Annotated in this window: 25 protein-coding genes; 6 read left to right on the top strand and 19 right to left on the bottom strand. The window is 64.4% G+C overall.

The annotated features are described in order from the left end of the window. Positions 1–6: 6 nt before the first annotated feature. The 3 genes from O0882_RS14465 to O0882_RS14455 form a co-directional block, all read right to left on the bottom strand. Entirely contained in the window at positions 7–1278 is a 1272-nt protein-coding gene (locus O0882_RS14465; RefSeq protein ID WP_289949006.1) for a diguanylate cyclase, read from the bottom strand. Continuing rightward, positions 1275–1856, bottom strand: a complete 582-nt coding sequence (locus O0882_RS14460) for a YfiR family protein (protein ID WP_289949004.1) — start codon at positions 1854–1856, stop codon at positions 1275–1277. Before O0882_RS14460 ends, O0882_RS14465 begins: the two co-directional genes overlap by 4 nt. 193 nt (positions 1857–2049) lie before the next feature. Beyond that, on the bottom strand, positions 2050–3702 hold the full coding sequence (locus O0882_RS14455) for a Na+/H+ antiporter (RefSeq protein ID WP_289949002.1): 1653 nt from the start codon (positions 3700–3702) through the stop codon (positions 2050–2052). A 201-nt stretch (positions 3703–3903) separates the two neighbouring features. Between O0882_RS14455 and O0882_RS14450 the strand changes: the two genes are divergently transcribed. From O0882_RS14450 to O0882_RS14435, 4 genes are all read left to right on the top strand, one after another. After that, a complete protein-coding gene (locus tag O0882_RS14450) occupies positions 3904–5202 on the top strand; it encodes a c-type cytochrome (RefSeq protein ID WP_289949000.1) in 1299 nt (432 codons plus the stop codon). Positions 5203–5231: 29 nt separating this feature from the next. Next, positions 5232–5699 (top strand): (2Fe-2S)-binding protein, encoded by a 468-nt coding sequence (locus O0882_RS14445; protein ID WP_289948999.1) that lies wholly within the window; start codon positions 5232–5234, stop codon positions 5697–5699. Further along, the gene (locus tag O0882_RS14440; protein WP_289948998.1) at positions 5692–8010 is read left to right on the top strand and encodes a molybdopterin cofactor-binding domain-containing protein; all 2319 of its coding nucleotides are present in this window, start codon (positions 5692–5694) and stop codon (positions 8008–8010) included. The genes O0882_RS14445 and O0882_RS14440 overlap by 8 nt, the downstream gene beginning before the upstream one ends. A gap of 160 nt (positions 8011–8170) precedes the next feature. After that, a complete protein-coding gene (locus tag O0882_RS14435) occupies positions 8171–8836 on the top strand; it encodes a hypothetical protein (protein ID WP_086139552.1) in 666 nt (221 codons plus the stop codon). 9 nt (positions 8837–8845) lie between these two features. Here the strand turns inward: O0882_RS14435 and fghA are convergent, their stop codons facing one another. The 7 genes from fghA to O0882_RS14400 form a co-directional block, all read right to left on the bottom strand. Further along, a complete protein-coding gene (fghA, locus tag O0882_RS14430; RefSeq protein WP_289948993.1) occupies positions 8846–9712 on the bottom strand; it encodes an S-formylglutathione hydrolase in 867 nt (288 codons plus the stop codon). A 56-nt stretch (positions 9713–9768) separates the two neighbouring features. Continuing rightward, entirely contained in the window at positions 9769–10632 is an 864-nt protein-coding gene (locus O0882_RS14425) for an NAD-dependent protein deacetylase (RefSeq protein WP_289948990.1), read from the bottom strand. Positions 10633–10681: 49 nt separating this feature from the next. Then, positions 10682–11353: a signal peptidase I gene (gene lepB, locus O0882_RS14420; RefSeq protein WP_289948989.1), complete on the bottom strand. Its 672-nt coding sequence runs from the start codon at positions 11351–11353 to the stop codon at positions 10682–10684. Between the two features lie 157 nt (positions 11354–11510). Continuing rightward, complete coding sequence (locus tag O0882_RS14415; RefSeq protein WP_289948988.1) at positions 11511–11756, bottom strand: hypothetical protein; 246 nt, start codon at positions 11754–11756, stop codon at positions 11511–11513. Further along, positions 11753–12004 carry a hypothetical protein gene (locus tag O0882_RS14410; RefSeq protein WP_289948986.1) on the bottom strand — a complete coding sequence of 84 codons (252 nt, stop codon included), beginning with the start codon at positions 12002–12004 and terminating at the stop codon, positions 11753–11755. The genes O0882_RS14415 and O0882_RS14410 overlap by 4 nt, the downstream gene beginning before the upstream one ends. Positions 12005–12130: 126 nt before the next feature. Then, positions 12131–13705, bottom strand: a complete 1575-nt coding sequence (locus O0882_RS14405; RefSeq protein WP_289948984.1) for an oleate hydratase — start codon at positions 13703–13705, stop codon at positions 12131–12133. A 132-nt stretch (positions 13706–13837) separates the two neighbouring features. Then, on the bottom strand, positions 13838–14380 hold the full coding sequence (locus tag O0882_RS14400; RefSeq protein ID WP_289948982.1) for a GNAT family protein: 543 nt from the start codon (positions 14378–14380) through the stop codon (positions 13838–13840). Between the two features lie 83 nt (positions 14381–14463). On the opposite strand from O0882_RS14400, the gene O0882_RS14395 reads away from it, so the two are divergent. Beyond that, positions 14464–14856, top strand: coding sequence for a VOC family protein (locus tag O0882_RS14395; protein WP_289948980.1), 393 nt, complete (start codon positions 14464–14466; stop codon positions 14854–14856). Position 14857: 1 nt separating this feature from the next. Here O0882_RS14395 and O0882_RS14390 read toward each other — a convergent pair whose 3' ends face one another. Continuing rightward, positions 14858–15442: a DinB family protein gene (locus O0882_RS14390; RefSeq protein WP_289948978.1), complete on the bottom strand. Its 585-nt coding sequence runs from the start codon at positions 15440–15442 to the stop codon at positions 14858–14860. Between the two features lie 159 nt (positions 15443–15601). On the opposite strand from O0882_RS14390, the gene O0882_RS14385 reads away from it, so the two are divergent. Continuing rightward, positions 15602–16585: an HDOD domain-containing protein gene (locus tag O0882_RS14385; protein ID WP_289948975.1), complete on the top strand. Its 984-nt coding sequence runs from the start codon at positions 15602–15604 to the stop codon at positions 16583–16585. Positions 16586–16626: 41 nt separating this feature from the next. On the opposite strand, the gene O0882_RS14380 is transcribed toward O0882_RS14385, so the two are convergent. From O0882_RS14380 to O0882_RS14345, 8 genes are all read right to left on the bottom strand, one after another. Beyond that, entirely contained in the window at positions 16627–17328 is a 702-nt protein-coding gene (locus O0882_RS14380) for an ABC transporter ATP-binding protein (protein ID WP_289949208.1), read from the bottom strand. A 4-nt stretch (positions 17329–17332) separates the two neighbouring features. Then, positions 17333–18046, bottom strand: coding sequence for an ABC transporter ATP-binding protein (locus O0882_RS14375; protein ID WP_289948973.1), 714 nt, complete (start codon positions 18044–18046; stop codon positions 17333–17335). Further along, entirely contained in the window at positions 18039–19007 is a 969-nt protein-coding gene (locus O0882_RS14370) for a branched-chain amino acid ABC transporter permease (RefSeq protein WP_289948972.1), read from the bottom strand. Before O0882_RS14370 ends, O0882_RS14375 begins: the two co-directional genes overlap by 8 nt. Then, complete coding sequence (locus tag O0882_RS14365; protein WP_289948971.1) at positions 19004–19876, bottom strand: branched-chain amino acid ABC transporter permease; 873 nt, start codon at positions 19874–19876, stop codon at positions 19004–19006. Before O0882_RS14365 ends, O0882_RS14370 begins: the two co-directional genes overlap by 4 nt. Before the next feature lie 111 nt (positions 19877–19987). Next, the gene (locus tag O0882_RS14360) at positions 19988–21154 is read right to left on the bottom strand and encodes an ABC transporter substrate-binding protein (RefSeq protein ID WP_289948969.1); all 1167 of its coding nucleotides are present in this window, start codon (positions 21152–21154) and stop codon (positions 19988–19990) included. 60 nt (positions 21155–21214) lie between these two features. Beyond that, entirely contained in the window at positions 21215–22753 is a 1539-nt protein-coding gene (locus O0882_RS14355) for an AMP-binding protein (protein WP_289948966.1), read from the bottom strand. 11 nt (positions 22754–22764) lie between these two features. Continuing rightward, positions 22765–23919, bottom strand: a complete 1155-nt coding sequence (locus O0882_RS14350; protein WP_289948964.1) for an acyl-CoA dehydrogenase family protein — start codon at positions 23917–23919, stop codon at positions 22765–22767. Positions 23920–23970: 51 nt separating this feature from the next. Continuing rightward, entirely contained in the window at positions 23971–24795 is an 825-nt protein-coding gene (locus O0882_RS14345; protein WP_289948962.1) for an IclR family transcriptional regulator, read from the bottom strand. Positions 24796–24939: the final 144 nt, after the last annotated feature.

Here is a 24939-nt window from a genome sequence, read left to right as displayed (position 1 = left end):
TTGGGGTCAGGGGTGAATGTGGGGTTGCGGCAGGCGCGCCACCTGGCGCGTGCCGCGCTGCGCCTGCTTGGCGCGGTACATGGCTTCGTCCGCCGCGCCCACCAGCGAGGCGGCGTCGATGGCGTGATCGGGGAAGACGGCCACGCCGATGGTCAGCGAGCTGACGATGCTGTTGCCTGTAGGTAATTCAATGGCTTGCGCCATGGCGGTGATGATGTTGTCGGCGATGTGCATGGCGTCACTGCTGTTGCGCAGCGGCTTGAGCAGGATGGCGAATTCGTCGCCGCCCAGGCGGGCCACCAGGTCGCCTTCGCGCAATTGCTGCTTGATGCGCGCGGCGATCGTCACCAGCACGCGGTCGCCCGAGGCATGGCCGAAGGTGTCGTTGATGTACTTGAAGCGGTCGCTGTCGAGGAACAGCACGGCCACCTTGCCATTGCCGATGCGCGCTTCGAGGATGGCGCGTTCCAGCTCCGCTTCCATGAAGGCGCGGTTCGACAGGCCCGTCAGGCTGTCGTGGTTGGCGCGGTGCGACAGCGAGGCGTGTTCCTTTTGCAGATGGCTTTGCCACGCTTCCAGTTCGTCGAGCAGGGCGTTGAAGTCGTCATTGAGCTGGTTCAGTTCGGCGATGTTGGCCGGCGGCACGCGCAATTCGAACGAGCGGTCACGCCGTACGCGGTGGGCCGTTTCCGCCAGGTGGCGCAGGGGCGAGGTGATCTCTGTTTCCATGCGGCGCGACAGGCGCACGGCGACGGCCAGGCTCAGCACCAGGCAAGCCAGCAGGCAGGACAGGCCGCTCAGCAGGAAGGGCAGCAGGCTGCGGCTGTGCGGCACCAGCTTGATGCTGCCGATGGCCTGGTCATTGCGCATGATGGGGAAGGTCAGCGAATCGGGCAATATCCAGCCCGTCAGCGCGCGTTCGATGTAGTAGCGGGTGCCGTGCTGACCCCGTTCCCAGCGAGCAAGCACCTTGCCGGCCGTGTCGCTCACCTGCGCCTGGTCAATATCTTCATTGACGCCGATCAAGGCCAGCGCTTCTTTGGCGGCCAAGGAGTCGCCAAAGACGACGGCTCCTTCCACCGTGTAGCTCATCGAGCGGGCCACCAGGCGCAGGTTCTGGTCCGAATACACGCGCAGGGCCAGCAGCGCCACTGCTGTCAGGGTCAGGCCGGCCGCCAGCACGGCGATCAGCGACACGCTCAGGTGGGCGCGCCGCAGCACGCTGTCGAGCGTGGGGCGGGGCTTGCGCACCGACTTGGGAGGCATGCTGGCGCTCATGGCGGCGGTGCCTTGCGACGTGCAATTTGCAAGGCGTTCGGATGCACGCGCAGGCCGCTGCGGGCGATGGCGTCGAGGTTGACGTCAAAACCGATCTGCGCGTCGTTCAGGCGCAGGCAGAACATGGTGCCCACGGTGCAGGACGTGCCGGGTTCGGCGACCGATAAAATCGGCTTGCCGATGATCTGCGCCAGCAGATGCTCGCGTTCGCCATCGGGCAGGCTGCCCAGGTAAATGACGTCGCATTCGCCTGCTGCGGCTGCCGCCGGGGGAATTTTCACGCGGATGCGCTGGCCCAGGCTGGAGGCGGGCGTGTCGACGATGGCCGCGCCATAGCGGGGCGCGCCGAGCATGCAAACGCGCACTTCCGGGCGCGCCACGGGCCAGCGCACATAACTGATGATGCCAAACAGGACCTGAGCCACTTCGGCCGGCCGCCGGGCATCGACCGCCGCGCCCGTCTGCGCCCACGCCGCACACGGCGCCAGCACGCCGCAGGCGAACAGCGAGGCCAGCAGCGCGACGGCGAGCAGTGCAGGCAGCGCAGCGCGCTGCCGGTGGCGAAGGGAGGAGGGCACGGCGTCGGGTGTCTTTATTCAGGTCGGGTGGCTACTCAAATTGCTACTCATCAGCACAGACTCTACGGAACTGCATGCTGAAAGTAAATCAATTGTGCGATATAACCTTGCATTATAAACACTAATCCGAAAACTTGCATTCTCTACCATGAGAATTGCACATCATCATGGCTGAAGCGTGGCTGGGCTGTCTCTATTCTTCCAGTGTCGCTTCCAGCAAGTCGATTTCGCGCAGCAGGCGCAAATGGATGGTGTCGTCCAGTTCGCCCGAGATGCGGCGGCGGAACAGCTCATCGCGCTCAGCGTTCAGTGCTTCCAGGCGCAGCACCCGTTCGGCCTTGGCCAGTTCCTGCAGCCGCGTCGCCTCGTCGTTGCTGCTTTCGCCGTACGCGAGGCGGCGCCGGTAGGCTTCGATCAGGCGGTTGGCCGCCTCGGTGACGACTTGCTGCTTGTCATTCTTGTCGATGCCTTCGCACACCTTTTCCAGCCGCGCGATGGCCGCTTCGGCGGCAGCGGCGCGGGCATTGCGCTCTTCCGTCGAGCGGCGCGCGGGCGGCGCGAACACCAGACCCTTGGTCAGCAGGGGCAGGGTGACGCTGGCCAGCAGCAAGGACAGCAAAATCACGCCCATCGCCAGGAAGATGACGAGGTCGCGCGCGGGAAAGCGCGTGCCGTCGGGCAAGAACAACGGCAGGGTCAAAATGCCGGCCAGGGTCAGCGCACCGCGCACGCCCGCGAACGAGGCCACCAGCAGCAGGCGCAGGCTGGGACGCGCCAGCAGCGCCGCGTCCTTCGGTTCGCCCGCCGTCTTCTTGTGGTGCTTGAACAGGGTCAGTTTCATGGAAATGAAGACCCAGAGGAAGCGCATGAAGGTCAGCCCCACCGTGATGGCGATGACGAACAGGGGCAGTTTCCAGGCGCTGCCGGCGCCCACTTCCATGGAGGCGGCGGGCAAGCCGGCCACGGTGGCGGGCAGTTGCGCGCCCAGCATGACGAAGATCACGCCGTTCAAGACCAGTTGCACGGTATCCCACACGGCCTTGCGCTGGGTGCGGGTGGCGGCCAGCGGACGGCCGATCAGGTCGGCGTAATGCATGGACACGCCCGCCGTGGCGGCGGCCAGGATGCCCGAGCCGTGGATTTGTTCGGCGCCCAGGTAGGCGGCGAACGGAATCAGGATGCTGATGAGGATTTGCAAGCCCGGCTCTTCGCCCACCTTGCTCACCAGCCATTTATTCGCCAGGCCCACGCCCCAGGAGATGGCCAGGCCGATGACGATGCCGCCACCCGCTTCCTGCAAGAAACTCAGCGAAGCGGCGCCGATGGAAAAGCCGCCCGTCATCATGGCGCCCACGGCAAACGTGAAGCAGACCAGGCCCGAGGCGTCGTTCAGCAGGGATTCGCCTTCGAGGATGTGCATCAGGCGCGGCGGGATCGGGTTGCCGGCCGCAATCGCCGACACGGCCACGGGGTCCGTCGGCGACAGGATGGCGCCCAGCGCGAAGGCGACGGCTAGCGGCACGCTGGGGATCAGCCAGTCGATGAAGAAACCCATGCCCAGCACGGTAAACAGCACCAGGCCGATGGCCAGCATCAGGATCGAGCGCGCATCGGAAAAGAAGGCGCCCTTGGGAATGCGCCAGCCATCGAGAAACAGCAGCGGCGGAATGAAGAGCAGGAAGAAAATATCGGGATCGAGCGGCACTTGCACGCCAAACAGGGCCAATCCCGTGCCGCCGGCGATCTGGATCAGGGGCAGCGGCAGCTTGACCCAGCGCGAGCGGGCGATGAAGCCGCACAGGACGACGCTCAGGACGAGGATGAGGATGATGGTAACGGTATGCATGAAGGAGCGGCGGCGTGCTGAAACGCTGATTATAAGGCGCAGCCCGCGCACGGCGTTGCCTGCGTGTCATTGCGTACATACAACAAGTCACAATCGCGGTAAGATTGTGCCCATCATTGTCATAATCTGCCCTGTTGCTGCCGTCCGTGCGCGGCAGGCGCGTGCTTAGCCTTGTGCTTGGCCTTTTACCGGACGCCTGTTTTGCTCAAAAAGATTTTCACCGGCCTGCTGCTGTCGCTGGCATTGCTCATCGTGGCGGCGCTGGCTGCCTACTTGTATTACTGGCGCCCCGCGCTGGCGCCCATCGATCCGCCTGCCGCCCCGGCGTTTTCCCCGCAAGTGGTGGAGAAGGGCCGCATCCTGGCCGGCATGGGCAATTGCGCCGCCTGCCATACGGCCCAGGGCGGCGCCGACTACGCGGGCGGCCATGGCCTGGCCACGCCGTTCGGCACGATCTATGCGACGAATATCACGCCCGACCGGCAAACGGGCATCGGCCGTTGGTCGCTGGCCGCCTTCCAGCGGGCCATGCGCGAAGGCGTAGGCCGCGATGGCGCCCATTTGTATCCCGTCTTTCCGTACACCCACTTCAACCTCGTCTCGAACGCCGATTTGACGGCCTTGTACGCGTATGTCATGACGCGCCCGCCCGTGTATGCGGTGGCGCCCGCCAATAGCGTGCCTTTCCCTTTGAACCTGCGCCCCTTGCAGGCGGGCTGGAAGTTGCTGTTTTTCAAGCCAACGACGTATCAGCTCGATGCCGCGCAAGGGCTGGACTGGAACCGGGGGCGCTACCTGGCCGAGGGCCTGGCCCATTGCGCCGCCTGCCACACGCCGCGCAATGCGCTGGGCGCCGAGCTTGTCGGTTCGTCGTATCTGGGCGCTTCCATCGATCACTGGTATGCACCGGCCTTGACCAGTGCCAACACGGCGCCCTTGCCGTGGACGCAGGATGAGCTGTACGCCTTCCTGCGTACGGGAGCGACGGCCCTGCACGGCGTGGCGGCGGGGCCCATGTCGGCCGTCGTGCACGAAGGCATGGGCGCTTCGCCCGACAGCGATATTCGCGCGCTGGCGACGTATTTTGCCGGCGTGGCCGGCGCAGAGCAACGCCAGGTCGATACCGATACCGTGGTGCAAGCCGGCATCAAGCGTTCGCAGCGGGTCAGCCTGGTCGACAACGACCGTGGCGCCAGCCTGTACGTGGCCGCCTGCGCATCGTGCCACTCGAACAGCGATGGCCGGCCCGTGGCCCTGCGTCCGGAACTGAGCCTGAACAGCGCCGTCAGCGCGCCCGATCCCGCCAACCTGATCCAGGTGATATTGCACGGCTTGACCAAGGATGAGGCCATGCCCGGCGTGCAGATGCCTGGCTTTGCCGCCTCGCTGACGGACAACGACGTGGCCCAGCTGGCCGCCTATCTGCGCCGCAGCCGCAGCCCTCAGCCCGCCTGGACGAACCTGGAAGCGGCCGTGGCACGCGCCCGCGCCGGCAAGTAATCTCTGAAAGTTTCTTATGTATAACACTCATGTATAACCTTATTGTCAATGGCCAGCCCTTCGGCACCGAAGCCGACGCCGAGACGCCCCTGCTGTGGGTGCTGCGCGATGAAGCCCATCTGAAAGGCACGAAGTTTGGCTGCGGCATCGGCATGTGCGGCGCCTGCACCGTGCACGTGGATGGCCGCGCCATGCGCTCGTGCATCACGCCGATTGCCGCCGTGGCCGGCTGCGCCATCACCACCATCGAAGGCCTCTCGCCGGACGGTACGCACCCGCTGCAACGGGCCTGGCTGGCCACGCAGGCGCCGCAGTGCGGCTATTGCCAGTCGGGCCAGATCATGCAGGCGGCCACCTTGTTGAAAGACTATCCGCAGCCGACGGATGCGAATATCGATGCCGTCATGAGCGGCAACCTGTGCCGCTGCATGGCATATGTACGGATCCGCAAGGCAATTAAACTGGCGGCCGGCATGCAGGAGGCGCCCGGTGTTTAAGCTGCCGAAAGAAAATTCCGCCACCCGCCCCAGCGCGCTGGACCGGCGCGGTTTCTTGATCGCCGCCGCCGGCACGGGGTTTACGCTCGCTTTCTTGCGCGCCGACAGCTCATTGGCCGCCGGCAAGGTGGCGCCCGTGCCGCCGGTCAAAGCCAGCGTGCCCGTGTTCGATCCCAGCATCTGGTTCCAGATCGAGCGCGACGGCATCGTCACCGTGAATATTGCCAAGGCGGAAATGGGCCAGCATATCGGCACGGCCCTGGCGCGCATCGTGGCCGAGGAGCTGGAAGCGGACTGGAGCAAGGTGCGCCTGCATTACGTGGACACGGACCCGAAATGGGGCTTGATGGTCACGGGCGGCAGCTGGTCCGTCTGGCAGAATTTTGACCCGCTCAGCCGTGCCGGCGCGGCCGGGCGCCTCGCGCTGGTCGAGGAGGGCGCGCGCCTGCTGCGCGTGCCCGTTTCCGCCTGCCACGCCCGGCTCGGTGTCGTGCATGGCCGTGGGCGCTCCATCAGCTATGGAGAAATCGTGCGCCGTGGCAAGCTGGCGCGCCAGTACACGCCCGGGCAATTGCAAGCCATCGTGCTGAAAATACCGCAGCAGCGCAGCCTGATCGGCCAGCAGGTGCAGGCGCTGGACATTCCGGCGAAAATCAACGGCACGGCCGTGTACGGCATCGATGCGCAGGTCGAGGGCATGCTGTATGCGCGCCCGAAGATCCCGCCCACGCGCTACGGTTCGAAAGTGGTGTCCATCGACGACTCGGCGGCCAAGAAGGTGCAGGGCTACTTGCGCTCGTTCGCCTTGCAAGACCCCAGCGGCACGGTGCCCGGCTGGGTCATGGTGGTGGCCGACACGTATGCGGCCGCCATGCGCGCGGCCGACCTGGTGCAGGTCAAGTGGCGGGCCGGTGCGGCGGCCCACGTGTCGGAGCAGGATATCCTCAACTATGCGGGCAAACAACTGGCCGATGCCAGCCTGGGCGCCCGCGTGGTCGATGATGATGGCGTGGAACAAGCGTTCAAGGATGCCAGCCTGCAACTGGAACGCCACTACACGACCAGCACCGTGCTGCATTTCCAGCTGGAACCGGTGAATGCGCTGGCGCAGGAAATCGACGGCGTCTGGCATATCCATGCGGGCAACCAGTGGCAATCGTTGATCCTGCCCGTGCTGGCGCAGGCGTTGCAGGTGCCGGAGAGCAAGGTCATGCTGCATACCTATTTGCTCGGTGGCGGTTTCGGGCGGCGTTTGAATGGCGATTATTGCGTGCCGGCCGCGCTGGCGGCGCAAGCCGTGGGACGCCCCGTCAAGATGATTTGCACGCGGTCCGACGATGCGCGTTTTGATTCGCCCCGTTCGCCATCCGTGCAGCATGTGCGCATGGCGTTCGACGATACCGGCAAGGTGTCTGCGATGGTGCACGAAGCGAGCGCGGGCTGGCCCACGCAAGCGATGATACCCGCCTTCCTGGCCAAGGATAAGCAGGGCCATCCGTATGACCCGTTCGCCATCGCCGGCGCCGACCACTGGTACACGGTGGGCGCGCAGCGCGTGCGGGCCGTGTCGAACGACCTGGCCAACAGCAGTTTCCGCCCCGGCTGGCTGCGTTCCGTGGGCCCGGGCTGGACGAATTGGGCAGTGGAAAGCTTCATGGACGAGGCGGCGCAGGCGGCCAAGGTCGATCCGCTGGCCTTCCGTCTGTCCTTGCTGCAGGCGACGGGGCGCAATGCGGGCAGCGCGCCGAACGCCGTCGGCGGTGCCGCGCGCCTGGCCCACGTGCTGCGGCGGGTGGCGGCCAAGGCGGGCTGGGGCACGGCCATGCCGCCCGACACGGGCCTGGGCATTGCCGCCACGTTCGGCCAGGAGCGCGACATGCCGACCTGGACGGCCTGCGTTGCCCGGGTGAAAGTGGACCGCAGCACTTGCATGGTGAAAGTCGAAAAGCTGTTCATGGTCATCGACGCGGGCAGCATCGTCGATCCCGATGGCGCGTTGGCGCAGGCGGAAGGGGGCGCGCTGTGGGGCGTCAGCATGGCCTTGCATGAAGGCACGGCTTTCCTCAACGGCGAAGTGAAGGATACCAACCTGAATACCTACACGCCCCTGCGCATGGCCGACGTGCCCGAGCTCGACATCGAATTCGTGGCCAGCACGGCAACTTCGACAGGCATGGGCGAACCGCCCACGACGGCCGTGGCACCGGCGATAGCCAACGCCATCTTTGCCGCCGTGGCGTCGCGCGTGCGGCATTTGCCGATCCGCCCGGAAGCCGTGCTGAAGGGGCTGGACCGGCACGGCGCCGTCTGATGCGGGTGCGGGGCAAAATGACGTGCGCCGCGCGTGAATGGGCGCAGGCTGGTACACTGAGAATTGCCGCTCTGGGCGCGCAGGCGGCGCCCGGTCCGGCAAAATCAGCGCACTAGCAGCTTGATGTCAGCTTGATCCAAGTTCGATAGCGGAGGCAGCCATGCAAGAACAATTTGTCAGCATCACGGCCGATGAACTTCAAATGGACGGCGTGCTTGAAATGCCCGAGCGGCCCGTGGGCATCGTCCTGTTTGCCCATGGCGCAGGCGCCGATAGCGACTACCTGGGCGCTTCCAGCCACGCCACTTCCCAGGATTTTTTGCGAGCGGGCATCGCCACCCTGCGCTTCGACCAGGGCGGTGTCGAGCCTGGTGGCGGCAGCAACGGCCACGCGTATTTCGTGCGCAGCGATATCGTGCTGCTGGCGCGTCAACTGGAAAAAGCCCTGGGCTGGCTGCAAGTCGACCCTTCCACGCGGCGCTTGCCCTGCGGCCTGTATGGCTATGGCACCAGCGCCGCCGTGGTGATGCAACTGGCGGCCTGGCGCAGCGCGGAAATCGCCGCGCTGGCCGTCTGTGATGGCCAGGTGGAAATGGCGGGCAAGGCGGCGCTGGAAAACGTGCGCGTGCCATCGCTGCTGATCGTGGGCGGGCGTGACCCCGACGTGGCCGGCCTGAACCGCATGGCGTTTGCCACCTTGCGCTGCGACAAACAACTGGAACAGATCGCCGCGCCTGGCGGCCCCGACACGCGCCACCAGGCGGCCTTGCTGGCTACTGACTGGTACACGCGCCATTTCAACGGGCATACCAGTACGGCGCAGTAGCGCAGCAGATCAGGCGGCGCGCAAGTTCCTCGCATGGAAGCGCACATGCTCTTCCATGAAGCTGGCGATGAAGTAATAGCCGTGGTCGTAGCCGGCATGGCGGCGCAGCTGCAATGGCTGGCCGGCGTCGCGGCACGCCGCTTCGAAGACCTCGGGGTACAGTTGCTCGGGCAGGAACTTGTCGGCCAGGCCCTGGTCGATCAGGATGCCTTCCGGGAACAGCGGCGGCTGGCCTTGCAGGCCGCGCATCAGCGCACTGGCATCGTACTGCTGCCAGCTGGCTGCATCGTTGCCCAGGTAGCCCGTGAACGCCTTCTTGCCCCACGGGCACTGGCTCGGTGCGGCGATGGGGGCGAAGGCGGAGACGGAGCGGAACAGGTCAGGGTTGCGCAAGGCCAGCACCAGCGCGCCATGGCCGCCCATCGAGTGGCCAAAAATGCCCGTGCGTTGCGCATCGATCGCCAGTTCCTGTTCCAGCAGGGCGCGCAGTTCCAGGATGTAGCTATACATCCGATAGTGGCTGCGCCACGGCGCCTCGGTGGCATCGACGTAAAAGCCGGCGCCCGCGCCGAAATCCCAGGCATCCGTCTCGCCCGCGATATTCGCGCCACGGGGGCTGGTGTCGGGCGCGATCAGGATCAAGCCTTCCTCGGCCGCCACGCGCTGCGCGCCGCCCTTGATCATGAACGTTTCTTCCGTGCACGTCAGGCCGGCCAGGTAAAACAGGGCGGGGCGCTTGGTGCTGACCGTGGCGCCTGGCGACGTATCTGGAATGAAAGCCGAGAAACGCATGGGCAAGCCGATGGCGTGCGCGTCGTGGCGATAAAAACGTTGTACGCCGCCAAAACAGGCGTGTTCACTCAACAGTTCAAGCATGAATTCTCCTCGTCAATCGCACAGTATAGCCAGAGTGGGGCACCGCCGAGGCGGCATCAGCCCAGCATGGCCGCTAATGCTGGCAGGATGTCCTGTGCCGGCGCTTCGGCCTTGAAGGCCAGCAAATGGTCGGCGCGCGTCTTGCCCAGGTTGATGGCGGCCACGGGTTTGCCCGTCTCGGCCGCCATGCGGCACAGGCGAAAGCTCGAATACACCATCACGGACGAGCCAACCACCAGCAGGGCGCCGGCGGCCTGCATCTTGCGCTCGGCCTCGGCGGCGCAGGCGGCGGGTACGCCATCGCCGAAAAACACCACGTCCGGCTGCAGGGTGCCGCCGCAGCGGGGACAGACGGGCAGGTGGAAGGTGGCCAGCTGCGATGGCTCCAGCAAGGCGTCGCCGTCGGGCGCCGGCGTGGCCGTGGCACCCAGCATCTGCGGATTGTCGCGTTCGAGCTGGTCCTGGATCAGGCGGCGCGTGTGGCGCGTACGGCAATCGAGGCACACCACGCCATGTATGCTGCCGTGCAACTCCGTGACGGCGGCGCTGCCTGCCTGCTGATGCAGGCCATCGACGTTTTGCGTGACCAGGCCGCCGATGTGCTGGCGCTGGGCCAAATGTGCGATGGCCAGGTGACCGGAATTGGGCGTGGCGCGCGCCAGCGTCGGCCAGCCCACCATGCTGCGCGCCCAGTAGCGGCGGCGCACGGCTTCCTGGCGGCGAAACTCGGGGCCTTGCACGGGAGCATTGCCGTGCCGCACGCCGTGCGTGTCGCGGTAAGCGGGAATGCCGGACGCCGTGCTGATGCCGGCGCCCGTCAGCAGCAGCACGTCGGAATGGCGCTGCAGGAACTGCGCCAGCTGCTCCAGGGCGGGATCGTCGCTGGCGCACTGCTGGCTGGCTAAGGGAAAGTTTTGCATGATGCGCCATGCTAACCGAAAAGCATGGCGCCGTTGCAAGGGGGGATGTTTACTCCAGCTTCATGCCGAAACGCTGCAGCCGCGGCTGCCAATGCTCCTGAATATTGGCCGAGACGAGGATGCGCTCGGCCTTGCCGATCAGCAATGCGCGTGGCACGAAGCCGAAGTAACGCGAGTCGGCGCTGTTGTCGCGGTTATCGCCCAGCATCATGAAGTGGTCGGCCGGCACCGTCACGGGGGCAAAGCTGCGCGCCGCACCCGCGATTTGCGGCAAGACCTGGATGCGGTGCTGTTCCGTCTGGTTGCGCTCGCTGATGCGCTGCGCCGTCAGTTGGCCCAGGTGGGCGATGGTTTCGGGCGCCGTGTCGAGCGCCGTGTACCGGGCGGGCTGGCCATTGATGACCAGCTGTTCATTGCGCATTTCCACCGTGTCGCCGGGCAGGGCGATGATGCGCTTGATCAAGCGCGTGCCATCTTTCGGCGAGGAAAAGGTGACGATATCGCCCCGCTGCGGTTCACCCAGGCGCTGCAGCACAATATCGGTGAGCGGCACTTTCAGGTTGAAGGCGAGGCGGTTGACGAAGACCACGTCGCCCTCGAGCAGGTTGGGCCGCATGGATGCCGATGGTATCGGATTCCAGTCCGCCACGGCCGTGCGGAACACGCCGAACAGCAGCAGAAACATCAAAAAACCTTTGTTGGCGCGTATCCATGTGGTCATGTTGGCTCTTTCGCTGGGCCGTGCCCGTGAGTGTGAGGGAAGTCGCCATTGCTGCTGGCGCCCTATCCACGATGCACGGCGAGGCTGAAGCCAGTCTTAAATCAACGCAGGCGCGGCCGATGGCTTGAGTATTGTTGCGTGCACGCATCACCCTGGTTCAGGGATGCCGGCACGGCGCATGCGCGTCGTCGTCGCCGTTGCTCCGGCGCTTGCCGTGCATCTCATCCCACAGCTCGCCCAGCGCCACCAGCAAGCCGCCGGCCACGAAGGGGATCGCCACCAGCCAGGGAATACTGTCGAGCCAGGGACCGAGCAGGATGGCCGAGGCGATGGCGATGATGATGGCGCTGTACCAGAAGCGGCGCGGATGCTGGAGCGTGAACAGGTAGTGAAGGTGGTTCATACATCCTCCTTGGTGAGCAGGCGGAACAGCCGGGCGGCCAGAATGCTGCTGACGGCGATGACGATGCAGCCATCGAGGAAAAACAGCACCTTGCCTACCAGGTGCATGCCCTGCACGAGGTAGACGGGCAATTCCTGCGCTTCCGCCCACTGCGTCATGCGTGCCAGCACGATGGCGGCGGCAAAGATGGCGACGGCCAATGCCAGCACCAGCAGCACATGTTCGAACAGGCGTAGCCGCACTTTCATGTTGGACTTTGCAAGATAGATAAGATTCCCGAACCTTGACGTTATCAGTCCATTATCACGGTGCCTTGCGCTGCCACAAAGTCGCGGACGATAGGCGGAAAACGGCATTGACGTCCGGGAATGCGGCTACTTGAAGGCCTTGATGACGGCGTCCAGCTTGACCTTCAGCGACTTGTCGTGCGCCTGGATGGCCGGCACGTCGCGCTGTACGCCCAGCAGTTGGTAGACGGCCGTCTGCGCCGCGCGCACCGAGTATTCCACAGTGAAGACGACATCGTCGGCGAGCTCCACGAACTGGCTGACGAAGGCCAGGTTGACGGAGTTGGCGGGCACGGGCAGCGGGCGGTCACTCTTTGCGCGGGGCATGAACATGCTGGTGATGTAGGGCATGCGGCAGGGAATGCAATTGGCCGTGGCCATGATGTCGAGGTCGAAGTTCAGGTGGCCGCACAGCTCGCGCAGGATTTCCTCGCCGCTGCATTCGGACATGGGCTTGGCGACGAAGTTGCCGATGCGGTCAGGGTGCAGCGCATAGCCCCAGAATACTTGCACGCCTTCGGGCTGGCCGGCGAAATGAGGCTGGTGCGCCAGTACGATGGACATGAACCAGTTGCTGTCCTTGAAGGTGACGAGGCCGCCCGTGCCCGCGCTGTTGCCCGTGAATTGTTCCATTCGGTCAAAGAAGGCGCTGTCCTTCAAGGTGACCGTGTACGAGGCCCAGTACGATTCGGGGATGCTGCTGTTGAAGGCGGCTGGACGGCCCAGCTCCGGGCGGCCTTCGGCCAGTTTTTCCCACAGAAGCCAACCCTGGCTGTCGCTTTTCGTGCGCTTGGCCGGTGCGCTGTGCATGCTGCCATAGCTGGAGGCATCCGTCATCGAGGCGTTCTGGAAAAACACCAGGTCGCCGGCGGCGACGGGAATCACGTCGGCCAGGCCGCGCCGCTGGCAGGCAATGGCGGTGGCGCTCAGGCGCCCGCCGGATTCTTGCACCTCGATATCGGTCACCGTGCAATCCATGATGATGTTGACGCCTTGCTCCTGCAGCCACGCGACCAGCGGGCGCACCAGCGAGTCGTACTGGTTGTAGACGGTACGCTTGACGCCGGCCAGGGTTTCGATGCGCGAAAACTCCATCATGAAGCGGTGCAGATAGCGCTTGAACTCGACGGCGCTATGCCAGGGCTGGAAGGCGAACGTGGTGGCCCACATGAACCAGAACTTGGTGTCGAAAAATTCGGGCGAGAGCCAGTCCGTGATGGCGCTGCTGCCCAGCGTGTCTTCATCGGCTTCCGTCAGCTTCAGCAATTCCAGCCTGTCCTGCATGGAAAAGCCCATGCTGCTGACATCGACCTTGAAGCGGTTGCGGTCGACCAGGCGCGCGCGCGAGTGGGGAAGGTGCCGTTCGTTGAAGGCGATGGTTTCATCGTAGACGCTCTGGCCCGCATGTTCGAGCGAAGGGATGCTCTTGAACAAGTCCCAGGTGCACTCGTAATTATCGGTGGTCAGCATGCGCCCGCCGCGCAAGGTATAGCCATCCTCGGCATTGCCGCCGCCATCGAGGCTGCCCCCCGTCACGGGCGATGCTTCGAAGATGGTGATGTTGCTGCCTTGCATGCCGCCGTCGCGTATCATGAAGGCGGCGGCGGCCAGCGAGCCGATGCCACCGCCGATGAGGTAGGCTTTTTTGTTTGTATTGGTCATGGTTTCCCCCTGAATGTGAGCGCATCCGCATGCGCGAAAGGCTGGCAAGCGGCACGGCCGATGTCGTGCCATATTTGCCTATTTTATAACGCCAGGGGAAAAGTGGCCTCACAATAGAGCAACTGCTCGGTTTTACTCCATGCCGGCGTGCTCGTTGCGCCGTTCAAAATACAGCAAGTCCGACCAGGCGCCCTGGAAATGCATGGCTTTTTCCGAGCGCCCATACTGGTGAAAGCCGTTGCGCTGCATGACCGCGACCGAGCCCAGGTTTTGCGGCCGCGCCGTCGCTTCCAGGCGCCACAGTTCCAGTGGACCGAACGCTTCTTCCAGCAGCAGGGCCACGACGCGCGTAGCGTAGCCGCGTCCGCCGAATTGTTCGCCGATGCGGTAACCGAGCGCAGCTTTGTTGAAATACGGGCGCGTGACGGCTGTCAGGTTGACCCTGCCGATGATCTGTCCGTCCAGCCTGGCCAGATACTGGTAAGCGAGGTCTTGCTGGCGCTCGCGCTGTGCCTGCTCGATGGCGGCGGCGATGGCTTCCTGGCTATAGTAGGACGGCGCCCGGGCCGTGACCCAGGATTCAAAATAGGCGCGGTTGTCCAGCTCGAAGGCCAGCAAGGCGGAGAGGTCGGCGCTGGTCGGAGGGGACAATTGGAGGCGGTCGATGTCTGGCATGGGATCTGGCCCGAAAGAGATGCGCCATTATAATCAGCTGGCGCATTTCGCCGCACCCCCGTTTCTACCCATGAAGGAGCAGCATGCTGTCCCATATCTGCCTCGGCACCAATGACTTTCCCCGCGCCTATGCCTTCTACACGGCCCTGCTGGGAGAACTCGATTTGATCGAAAAATTTCATGATCCGGCCCAACCCTGGGCGGGCTGGATGGCGCGGGAGGCGCCGCGCCCCCTGTTCGTGCTGACGGCGCCGCATGACGGCTTGCCGGCGACGCCCGGAAATGGCCAGATGACGGCCTGGCTGGCGGCCAGCCGCGCCCAGGTGGACCGCAGCTACCAGGTCGCGCTGGCGCTGGGCGCCGTGTGCGAGGGGCCACCCGGCTTGCGGCCCCATTACCACGCCAATTATTATGGCGCCTACTTCCGCGACCTCGACGGCAACAAGCTGTGCGTCTGCTGCCACGCCGAGCGGTGATTCAGCGCGGACCCCACACATCGTCTTCCGTCCAGCCCAGTTCCAGGAAATCCTGCGCTCGTTCGCCCGCTTCGCCGGCGCAATAGAACTCGTCGAGCTGGGGCGCTTCGATGCGCGTGCCGGCCAGCATGGCGTGCACTTGCCCACGGTGGTGGATCTGGTGCTGGAACACGTGCGCCAGCAGGCGCTGGCGCGTGTCGATTTGCGGATTATCGCGCAGGATCGTCACGGGCCGCGCCAGGTCCGCATCGCACAGGCTGCGGCAATGGGTGATCAGGCGCAAGTCCGACGCGCGCTGCGCCGCGTGCAGGGCCGCGCAATCGGCAAATGGCTCGTCCTTTTCAAAGAAGACATAGCAGTCGGCATGGGGCGCTTCGCCGCGCAGTTCGCGTTCGAGCGCGTCGAGATAAAACCAGTCGCACGTCAATATGTGGTTCAGGGTGAAGCCGATGGTGGGGAAGAAGCTGACGCGCGTGGCCTGGAACTCGGCCTGAGTCAGCTGCCCGCAAGCCTTCAGCAGGCGGTGGTTGGCCCAGGCGTTGTTGTACGCCTGGCCGGTGACATAACGGGCCAGCGGATTGTTCATGAGTACCTTGCAAAGCAGGGGAAGCTGCGAGAGCGCCACTGTAGCATGTTGCGGCAGGTGGACAAAGCGGTCACGCCAGCCGCACCAGCGCTGCTGTCATCAAGTAAAATCACGGAGCGAACTGCGCGATAATGATGCATACAGGGCTTGGATAGCAAAATGGGTTGGATAGGAAAATTACTGAACGGCGGCGACGCAAAAAACAAGCCTGCGCCCATCACGGCAGCGGCGGCGCCTGAGATGGCACGGCAGCCAGCCACCATCACCGAAATCGATGCCATGTACTACCGCTGGCTGGCGGCTGCTGGTTCGGCGCAGGCTCCGGCGGAGGCTGAACAGCAGATTCTGGACGAATTGGCGCGCCTGGCCCGTGAACCGATCGCTGGCGCCGCGCTGGTGCCGCGCATTCCAGCCATCATTCCGCAGTTGATGCGTACCTTGCAAGATGAAAACATGAGCGCGGCCAAGCTGTCGGCCCAGCTGGCACAGGACGTGCTGCTGGTCGCCGAGGTCTACCGCGAAGCGAACCGGCCCTGCTACCAGTCGCGCTACAACGCCAGCCCGTCGATCAACAATATGGAAGGCGCCATCATGCTGCTCGGGCAAAACGGCATGCGCATGCTGCTTGCCCGCGTCGCCTTCCGTCCCATCGTCAGCATGCAAAGCGGCGGCCTGACCATACGCACGGCGCCGCTGATCTGGCGCCAGTCCGAAAAATGTGCGCTGGCGGCCAACCTGCTCGCGCCTGCCATGCAGGCCAATGCCTTCGACGCCTATCTCGCGGGGCTGATGGCCAATGTCGGCCTGGTGGTGGCGTTCCGCCTGATCGACCAGATGCATGCGCCCGACGCCTTTCCGCAATCGGACGCCTTCATTGCCCAGGTATTTGCGCAAGCGCGTATCTTGTCGGTACGCATCGCCGAATTATGGGAATTTCCCGCGTCCGTGACCCGCGCGATCGGGCAGGTGGGGCAAGCCGATGCCGATCCGCAGGCGCAGGCGCTGGCGTTGGGCGAGCGCTTGAGCAAGCTGCGCATGCTGGTCGATACCGGCCGCTTTCCTGCCGACGATCCCTTCGTGACGACGGGACTCGGCAAGAGTGAGCTGCTGGCGTTCGATAAACTGGCCGACGACGAGGAGTGACGGCCGCAGGCCGCTGACAATGCGCTGGTGGCGGATACCACTCAGCGCGCAAAATAGAGTTCGTGCAGGTGCTCCAGGTTGACTTCGGAAGCTGCCTGCGACAGCGCCACTTTACCGCTTTGCATCAGGTACACGTGATCGGCCACGGCCACGGCGCGCGCCGTGTTCTGTTCCACTAAAATGATGGTGCGCCGGCCGTCGTTCAGGCGCGCGAGGATGTCGAACAGTTCATTGACCACCAGCGGCGCCAGTCCCAGCGACGGCTCGTCGATGATCAGCAGCGACGGGTCCGACATCAGCCCGCGCGCCATCGCCAGCATCTGCGCCTCGCCGCCGGAGAGGGAACCGGCCAGCTGCTTTCGGCGTTCGTGCAGGCGCGGGAACATGGCATAGGCTTCGGCCAGGCGCGCCGGCATGTGGCTGCGGTGCTCCTTCGGGAAGGCGCCCATGATCAGGTTTTCTTCCACGCTCATGTCGCGAAACGTCATGCGCCCCTCGGGGATCATGGTGACCCTGGCATCGCTCATCTTCCACGTCGGCGTGCCGTTGATCGCCACGCCATCGAGCGCGATGCTGCCCGCGCCCACGGGCAGCAAACCCATGATGGCGCGCAGCAGCGTGGTCTTGCCGGCCCCGTTCGGGCCGATGATGGTGGTCAGCTTGCCCTTCTGGATGGACAGCGACACATCCCACAGCACGTTGATGGCGCCATAGCCGGCGCGCAGTTGACTTAATTCAAGCATCGTTTCAGGCATGCGCGGCTCCCGTATAGCTTTCGATGACGGCCGGATCGCGGAAGACGGCGTCCGGCGTGCCATCGGCGATCAGCTGGCCAAAATTGAGCACGGCCACGCGCTGGCACAGGTTGCTGATGGTTTCGATATCGTGTTCGATCATGACGATGCCCACGCCAAAGGCGGCGTGCAAGTCCTTCAGCATGCCCATGAAGCGGCGCTTGCCGTTCGTTTCCAGGCCTGCCAGCACTTCATCGAGCAGCAGCAGCTTCGGATTGGTGGCCAGCGCCTTGGCCACTTCCAGCGCTTTGAGTTCCGTCAGCGCCAGTTCGCTGGCCGCATCGCGCCCGGCCTTGTCAAGAAGGCTCGTAAAATCGAGGATTTCATCGATCTTGCGCTGGTCCACCTTGCCCGTGCCGAAGCGCTGCGCCACGATGAGGTTTTCGCGCACCGTCAATTCATGCATGGGTTGCGGAATCTGGAAGGTGCGTCCCAATCCCAGGCGCGCGCGCTGGTACATGGGCGTGGCCATGATGTCGCGCCCCTCGAAGCGGATGCCGCCACTGGTGGGGCGCACCAGGCCGGAAATCGCATTGAACAGCGTGGTCTTGCCGGCGCCATTCGCGCCCACCAGGCCGATCACGTCGTGGCTGCCCACCTTTAACGTGACGGAATCGACGGCCGTCAGGCCGCCGAAGCGCACGGACACATTATCGAGTTCAAGCATGTGCGTTCTCCTTCGCTTTGCCCTTGACCAATTTGCGCAGCAGCGGCAGCAGGCCGTTCGGACTGAAGACAATCATCGCCACCAGCAGCACGCCCAGCACCAGCTGGTGGCCCGTGGGAATCAGCGACTTGAAGATCAGCTGGTCGACCAGGTAGACCACCACGGCGCCCAGCACGGGGCCGAGTATCGTGCGGTAGCCACCGAAGATGGCTGCCACGATGGGCAAGGTCACCCATAGGCTGTTGAAGGCGTAATCCGGCTCCAGGAAGTTGATGTAGTGGGCGTTGAAGGCGCCGAACAGGCCCGCCATGAAGGCCGACACCAGCAGCATGGCACCTTTCAGCAAGGTGCTGTTGACGCCGACGACGCGCGTGGCGTCTTCGCTGTCGTGCATGGCGCGCAGGGCGATGCCGTAATGGCTGGCGCGGATGCGGCTGTAGGCAAACGCGCAGCACACCACCAGGGTCAGCACCACCAGGTAGGCGCCCGTCTTGCTGGCCAAGTCGAAGCCGAAGACAGTGGGCAGGGTGGGAATATTGTTGATGCCACCGGCGCCGCCCGTGAGGGCACTCCATTCCGTGGCCAGGATGCGGAAGATGTGGGCGTAGGCGAGGATGGCCAGCGCAAAGTACGGCCCGCGCAGGCGCAGCACGGGCAACATGATGACGGCGGCGATGGCCGCCCCCGCGCCACCGAGCAGCATGGCGGCAAACACGGGCAAGCCCAGTTTCACGGTGGTCAGCGCGGAGACATACGCGCCCACGCCAAAGAAGGCCGCATGGCCGAAGCTGACCATGCCGCCCAAATTACCGAGCAGGGCCCAGGACATGGCCACGCCGCCGATGATCAGGGCCGCCACCACCATGCTCATCACATACTGGTTGCCGCCGAGGGCCAGCGGCACGGCGACATAGGCGGTCAGCAGCAAACCGGCCGTTGAAATCAGTGTTGAGCGCTTCATCCGCGCCTCCGTTGTGCGCCGAACAGGCCGTTCGGCATGATGAACAGCACCAGCAGGAACAGCACCATGCCGGACAATTCCTGCAGCGCGGAGCTGGCCAGGGTGACGGTCAGCGCTTCGGCCACGCCCAGCAGCACGGCGGCCAGCAGCACGCCGGGAATCGAACCGATGCCGGCCAGGACCGTGATGATGAAGGCTTTCACCGTCAACGCGCCACCGTAGGCGGGCTGGATCACGCCATAGCTGAACAGGGCGACACCGGCGAAGGCGGCCAGGATGCCTGCGACTAAAAAGGAGACCAGTTCCGTGCGGCCCGGGTCGATGCCCATCAGCTTGGCCGCGTCGCGGTTGCTGGACACGGCGCGCACGGCGCGGCCATACCAGCTGGTGGCGAGCCAGCGCCACAGGGCCGCCATCAGCACCAGGCTGACGCCGAAGAAAATCACTTCGCTGCGCATGCTGAAAAACGGGCCGATCTCGATGCCTTCCTGCAGCCAGCTCGATGAGGTCGAGCGGATGTCGGCCTTCCATACCAGCAGGATGACATTGGTGAGAATGACGCCGATGCCGTAGGTGAGGATCAGCGAATTGATTTCGCGGTCCTTCTTGATGCGGCTGACGATCAGATACACGCCCACGGACGTCAGGCTGACGATCACCAGCGCGATGGGAATGGCGAACATGGGCCCGAGTCCCAGGCTTGACTCCACGCTGTAGGCGATATAGGCGGCCAGCAGCACCAGTTCGCCGTGCGCCAGGTTGATCACTTTCATGGTGCCGAAGACCAGCGCCAGTCCCAGTGCGATCAGGGCGTAGGAGCCGCCCTGCAGCAAGCCTGAATACAGGGCTTGCAAGATTAATTCTGTCATGTCGTCATCCCGTCGGGCATCCCTGGCGCATCGCGAAGTATGCGCCAGGGATGCCGTTCATCGGTGCACGCCCAGTCGGAGGCGCGCGCGTGTGCAGGGGGCGGCTGCCGTTTACCAGGGCAGGGCTGGGTAGGCCAGCTTGCCCGTGGCGTGTTCCTTCGGCCAGACGATCACCACCTTCTTGTCCTGGTGCTGCGCCATGCGGTGCACGAAGTTCTGGTTGTCGCCATTGGCGGCGAACTGCACCCGGCCGATCAGGGTTTCGCGGTCCGTCTTGCGCATTTCCTCGGCCACGCCGCCTTTCTTGAGCGTGCCCTTGTCGGCCGCGCGCGCGATGGCTTCGAACAGCAGCATCGATTGCACGTAGCCGAACTGGCCAAGGTAGTCCGGCTCTTTCTTGTACAGCTGCTTGTAGGCGTCGCTGAAGGCCTTGCCGTCGGCCGTCTTGAATTCGGTGGGGAAGGGCAGCAGGGCCGTGCCGAACACGTTCGGCATCAGGTCGGGGAAGTCGGCCGCCATTTTTGGCGTGGCCAGCGACCACACGCCCACCATGGCCTTGATCTTCGGTTTCAGGACGCGGGCGGCGCGGATGATGCCCACGTAATCGTTTTCGTAGCCGACCATGGCCACCACTTCCGATTTATCCTGCAGCTTGATCTTGTTGATGATGGGCTTGAAGTCGGTAATGGCCGGGTCGAACGAATGCGTCGTCACCTTCACGCCTTTGGCCGTCAGGGCTTTCTCCACGTCTTTCGCCAGGCCCGTGGTGGCATCCTTGGTCGAATACACGATGGAGACGGACTTGGCGCCCACGTCCTGCAGTAGTCCCAGCATGGCTTTTTCATAGCCGGCCGTGTTATTGATGCGGAAAAAATTCTTGCGTCCGCTCGCTACCAGGCTGTCGTCCACGCCGCCCGAGGTGATGTAGACGAGGCCCAGTTTATTGGCAGTGTCCGAGGCGGGCGAGATATTGTTCGAGCCATAGCCGCCCGTGATGGCCACCACGCCCTGGCTGGCCAGCTTTTCCACGGCGGCGATGGCCTTGGCGGGCGCCGATTCGTCGTCGACGGTGATGATCTTGATGGTGTGCTTGCCGTTGGTCTTGTTGAAGACTTCGGCCGCGACCATGATCCCTTCCTGCATGCCGGCGCCGACCCGCGCCAGGTTGCCCGTCAGCGGGATTTCCGCGCCGACCAGGAATTCGTCGGCGCTGGCCTGCGTCATCCAGGCGCTGGCAACCAGCGCTGCCATGGCGATGCGTGTGTAGGTGCGTTTCATCGTGTCTCCTCCGGTGATGTGGCTTGGTTTTATTCTCGGGTCTGGTACATTATGGTCAACTTATCGGGCATTCTGCGCCATTTGCCGCAGCTGCCCCTTTAAAATCTTGCCCGTGGCGGCCGCCGGCAGCGCTTCCATGACGATGATGGCGGACGGGCATTTGTACGGCGACAGCGTTTGCGCCAGCCAGGCCTGCAATTGTGCCACGCTGGCGGGCTGGCGCGGGTCCAGTTCCACGTAGGCGATGACATCTTCGTTGCCATCGTCCAGCGTGCGCCCGACCACGGCCGACTGCACCACGGATGGGTGGGCGTTGAGCGCCGTTTCCACTTCCAGCGGATACACATTGAAGCCGGAGCGGATGATCAGTTCCTTGGTGCGCCCGACAACGAACAGCGCGCCGTCCGGTTCCTGGCGCGCCATGTCGCCCGTATTGAGCCAGCCGCCTTCACGCATGGTGGCCGCCGTCATGGCCGGTTCGCGGTAGTAGCCGGCCATGATGTTCGGTCCGCGTATCCATAATTCTCCCGGCTCGCCCGGCGTCACATCCAGGCCGGCCACGTTCACCACGCGTACTTCCACGCCGGGGATCGGCATGCCCACCGAATCGTCGCGGCGCGGCGCATCCAGGCGCGTCTGGCTGATGGTGGGAGCGCTTTCCGTCATGCCGTAGCCATTGTGCAGCGCGGTACCCAGCAGCTTTTCCACCTCGCGCTTGAGCGACGGCGCCAGCGGCGAGCCGCCCGCATACGCAAAGCGCAGCCGTGTGGGCAGCGGCGTATCGGCGCCGCCCAGAGTTTGCAGCAGCTTGGCGTACATGGCGGGCACGCCCTGCACGATGGTCAAACCGTCATTCTTCAGGGCCGAGAGCAGGCCATCGACGGAGAAGCGCGGCACCAGATAGAGGGCGGCGCCCGCATACAGGGTACCCAGGGTCACCGAGGCCAGGCCGTACACGTGCGAAATCGGCAGCACGCCATAGGCGCGGTCGCTGCTGGTCAGGCCACGCAGGGTGCTGGAGACGGCGGCGATGAACAGCAGGTTGCGGTGCGTCAGCATCACGCCTTTCGACTGTCCCGTGGTACCCGTCGTGTAGATCAGTGCGGCCACCTGTTCGTTGCCGGGGACCGTATCTTCCGCGATGGCTGCCTCGTTCAACTCACCCGCCAGCAGTTCTCCCATGCCGTCGACCGTGGCGCTGGCCGCGCCCAGACGTGCGGCATGCGCGGCCGCTTCCGGCGAGGCGCCGGCCAGGAACAGCAGCCGCCGCGCCGAGCAGTGGCCTGCGATGCTGTCGATCTCGCGCGCCGACAGGCGCGCATTGACGTTGACGATCCACGCGTCGATGCTGGCCGCTGCGAAGATCAGCGCCACCTGCAGCGCGCAGTTCTCGCCCACCACCATCAGGCGGTCGCCGGCGCGCACGTCCAGCTGCCGCAGCAGCTGCGCGGCGCTTTCCACACTGCGCTGCAGCTGCGCGTAGGTCCAGCTGCGGCCCCCTTCATGCAGCGCGGGCGCGTCCGGCGCGCGCATCGCCCAATAGATAGGGATGGCCGACAGGCGTGCCGGCAAGTGCGCCAGCAGGGCGGGAATGTCCATCGCGGCCTCCTTCACTTTTGCGCTGCCTTGATCATGTTGCGGGCGATGACGATCTGCTGGATCTGCGTCGTGCCTTCGTAGATGCGGAACAGGCGCACGTCGCGGTAGAAGCGTTCGGCCGCGTATTCGCTGATGTAGCCGGCGCCGCCGTGGATCTGCACGGAGCGGTCAGCCACTCTGCCGCACATTTCGGAGGCGAACAGCTTGCAGCACGACGCTTCCGTCGAAATGTCTTCCTTGTTGTCGCGCCGGCGCGCGCAATCGAGCACCATGCTGCGCGCCGCGTAAATCTCGGCCTTGCTGTCGGCCAGCATGGCCTGGATCAGCTGGAACTCGGCGATGGGTTGGCCGAACTGCTGGCGCTCCATCGCATACGCCAGGGCGTCGCCCAGCATGCGTTCGGCGGCGCCCACGCAGACGGCGGCGATGTGCAGGCGGCCCTTGTCGAGCACCTTCATGGCCGTTTTAAAACCCACGCCTTCCTTGCCGCCGATGATGTTCGCGGCCGGCACACGGCAGTTTTCAAAGATAACGTCGCAGGTATGCGCGCCTTGCTGGCCCATCTTTTTATCGATTTTTCCCAGCGAGAGGCCCGGCGTATCCTTTTCCACGATGAAGGCGGAAATGGCCGAGGCGCCCCGTTTGACGGGGTCCGTGCGCGCCATCACGGTAAAAATGCTCGCCTCGGGCGCGTTGGTGATATAGCGCTTGCTGCCGTTGAGGATATAGAAATCGCCATCGCGCACGGCGCTCGTGCGCAGCGATGCCGCGTCGGAGCCTGATCCCGCTTCCGTCAGGGCGAACGAGCCGATGATCTCGCCGGCCGCCAGCTTGGGCAGATAGTATTGTTTTTGCGCTTCCGTGCCGTCGATAACGATACCTTGCGAGCCGATGCCGTTGTTCGTGCCGATCAGCGAGCGGAAGGCGGGCGAGGTGCGGGCGATTTCAAACGCGACCCTGACTTCCTCTTCCATGCTCAGTTCCAGGCCGCCGTAGGCTTCCGGGATGGACAGGCCGAACAGGCCCAGTTCGCGCATCTGCGCCACGATGGCGGGCGGTATCGTGTCCGTTTCGGCCACCAGCGCCTCGTTCGGCACCAGCACTTCGCGCACGAAACGGGCGATGCTGTCGAGCAGGATGTTCAGGGTTTCTTCGTCGCGTATCATCGGTTTCCTCGGCGCTTTGATGTGAGCTGTCGTTGAGAGGGGGCGCGCAGTCTAACCGCGGCCCAGGTTTTTTTCCACTGTCTTGACCAGGGCGACCAGGCGCGGTCCCAGGTCGGATTCGAGTTTTTCACGCGACAGCAAAAAGGCGGGGCCGCCGCAATTGAAGGCCATGACTTGTTCGCCATCGGCACCCAGCATGGGCACGCCCACCGCATGCACGTCGTTTTGCCACTCGCCGGCCGAGATGCAAAAGCCCCGGTCCTGGTAATCCTTGAAGCCTTGCTCGATGCCGGCCTTGATGCGCGGCCAGCGCTGCGTCTCGTGCTCGCGCGCATGGTCCATCAGGTAGTCGCGCTCGGCCTGCGGCAGGATGCACAGCAGGGCCTTGCCCATGGCCGTGGTCATCAGGGGAATGCGCGAACCGACGTCAAGGCGCAGGGTGACGTTGGCGCTGCTGCGGCAGGTTTCCACGTAGACCATGCTGAGGCGGTCACGCGTGCCCAGCGACACGGAGGCTTGCGCATGTTCGGCCAGTTCTTCCATCAGCGGACGCGCCATCTTGCGCACGTCGAGGTTCGACAGCATGCGGTAGCCGAGGGCCAGCACGCCGGCGCCCAGCTGGTACTTGCCCAGGCTGTCCGAATAATTCAGGTAGCCGAGTTTGGTGAGCGTGTAGGTGAGGCGCGAAATCGTCGGTTTCGGGATGCCCGTGCGCTTGGCCATGTCCGCGTTCGACAGGAACACTTCGCCGGGGCGGAAGCACCGGAGCACTTCCAGTCCGCGCGCCAGCGCGTTGACGAACTGGCGATCCTTGCCTTCTTCGTCATCGCTGAAGACGATGAGTTCCGGATCGGCTGCGGTCTGAATCTTGCTCATATTTGCCTTCATTTGCGGACTCCCTGGAAATTAGTTTGCCTAGCCGGATCTCGCCTGTCAACCGTTTTGTGAAACATTCGTTCGCACAGCGAAATGCTGCGCTGCATGAAAAAGGCATGAAATTTGACTTGTGCGCGCGCTTTT

The organism is Janthinobacterium sp. SUN073 (assembly GCF_030397665.1).
GTDB lineage: Bacteria > Pseudomonadota > Gammaproteobacteria > Burkholderiales > Burkholderiaceae_D > Janthinobacterium.
Note: the sequence above shows the minus strand (reverse complement) of the source record. Positions and strands in the feature narration are given on the sequence as shown.

Excerpts from the sequence above, each read along its gene's own strand:
- O0882_RS14465 (WP_289949006.1), bottom strand. The coding sequence starts at position 1,278 with ATGAGCGCCAGCATGCCTCCCAAGTCGGTGCGCAAGCCCCGCCCCACG.
- O0882_RS14455 (WP_289949002.1), bottom strand. The coding sequence starts at position 3,702 with ATGCATACCGTTACCATCATCCTCATCCTCGTCCTGAGCGTCGTCCTG.
- O0882_RS14445 (WP_289948999.1), top strand. The coding sequence starts at position 5,232 with ATGTATAACCTTATTGTCAATGGCCAGCCCTTCGGCACCGAAGCCGAC.
- O0882_RS14435 (WP_086139552.1), top strand. The coding sequence starts at position 8,171 with ATGCAAGAACAATTTGTCAGCATCACGGCCGATGAACTTCAAATGGAC.
- fghA (WP_289948993.1), bottom strand. The coding sequence starts at position 9,712 with ATGCTTGAACTGTTGAGTGAACACGCCTGTTTTGGCGGCGTACAACGT.
- O0882_RS14425 (WP_289948990.1), bottom strand. The coding sequence starts at position 10,632 with ATGCAAAACTTTCCCTTAGCCAGCCAGCAGTGCGCCAGCGACGATCCC.
- lepB (WP_289948989.1), bottom strand. The coding sequence starts at position 11,353 with ATGACCACATGGATACGCGCCAACAAAGGTTTTTTGATGTTTCTGCTG.
- O0882_RS14415 (WP_289948988.1), bottom strand. The coding sequence starts at position 11,756 with ATGAACCACCTTCACTACCTGTTCACGCTCCAGCATCCGCGCCGCTTC.
- O0882_RS14410 (WP_289948986.1), bottom strand. The coding sequence starts at position 12,004 with ATGAAAGTGCGGCTACGCCTGTTCGAACATGTGCTGCTGGTGCTGGCA.
- O0882_RS14405 (WP_289948984.1), bottom strand. The coding sequence starts at position 13,705 with ATGACCAATACAAACAAAAAAGCCTACCTCATCGGCGGTGGCATCGGC.
- O0882_RS14400 (WP_289948982.1), bottom strand. The coding sequence starts at position 14,380 with ATGCCAGACATCGACCGCCTCCAATTGTCCCCTCCGACCAGCGCCGAC.
- O0882_RS14395 (WP_289948980.1), top strand. The coding sequence starts at position 14,464 with ATGCTGTCCCATATCTGCCTCGGCACCAATGACTTTCCCCGCGCCTAT.
- O0882_RS14390 (WP_289948978.1), bottom strand. The coding sequence starts at position 15,442 with ATGAACAATCCGCTGGCCCGTTATGTCACCGGCCAGGCGTACAACAAC.
- O0882_RS14385 (WP_289948975.1), top strand. The coding sequence starts at position 15,602 with ATGGGTTGGATAGGAAAATTACTGAACGGCGGCGACGCAAAAAACAAG.
- O0882_RS14380 (WP_289949208.1), bottom strand. The coding sequence starts at position 17,328 with ATGCTTGAATTAAGTCAACTGCGCGCCGGCTATGGCGCCATCAACGTG.
- O0882_RS14375 (WP_289948973.1), bottom strand. The coding sequence starts at position 18,046 with ATGCTTGAACTCGATAATGTGTCCGTGCGCTTCGGCGGCCTGACGGCC.
- O0882_RS14370 (WP_289948972.1), bottom strand. The coding sequence starts at position 19,007 with ATGAAGCGCTCAACACTGATTTCAACGGCCGGTTTGCTGCTGACCGCC.
- O0882_RS14365 (WP_289948971.1), bottom strand. The coding sequence starts at position 19,876 with ATGACAGAATTAATCTTGCAAGCCCTGTATTCAGGCTTGCTGCAGGGC.
- O0882_RS14360 (WP_289948969.1), bottom strand. The coding sequence starts at position 21,154 with ATGAAACGCACCTACACACGCATCGCCATGGCAGCGCTGGTTGCCAGC.
- O0882_RS14355 (WP_289948966.1), bottom strand. The coding sequence starts at position 22,753 with ATGGACATTCCCGCCCTGCTGGCGCACTTGCCGGCACGCCTGTCGGCC.
- O0882_RS14350 (WP_289948964.1), bottom strand. The coding sequence starts at position 23,919 with ATGATACGCGACGAAGAAACCCTGAACATCCTGCTCGACAGCATCGCC.
- O0882_RS14345 (WP_289948962.1), bottom strand. The coding sequence starts at position 24,795 with ATGAGCAAGATTCAGACCGCAGCCGATCCGGAACTCATCGTCTTCAGC.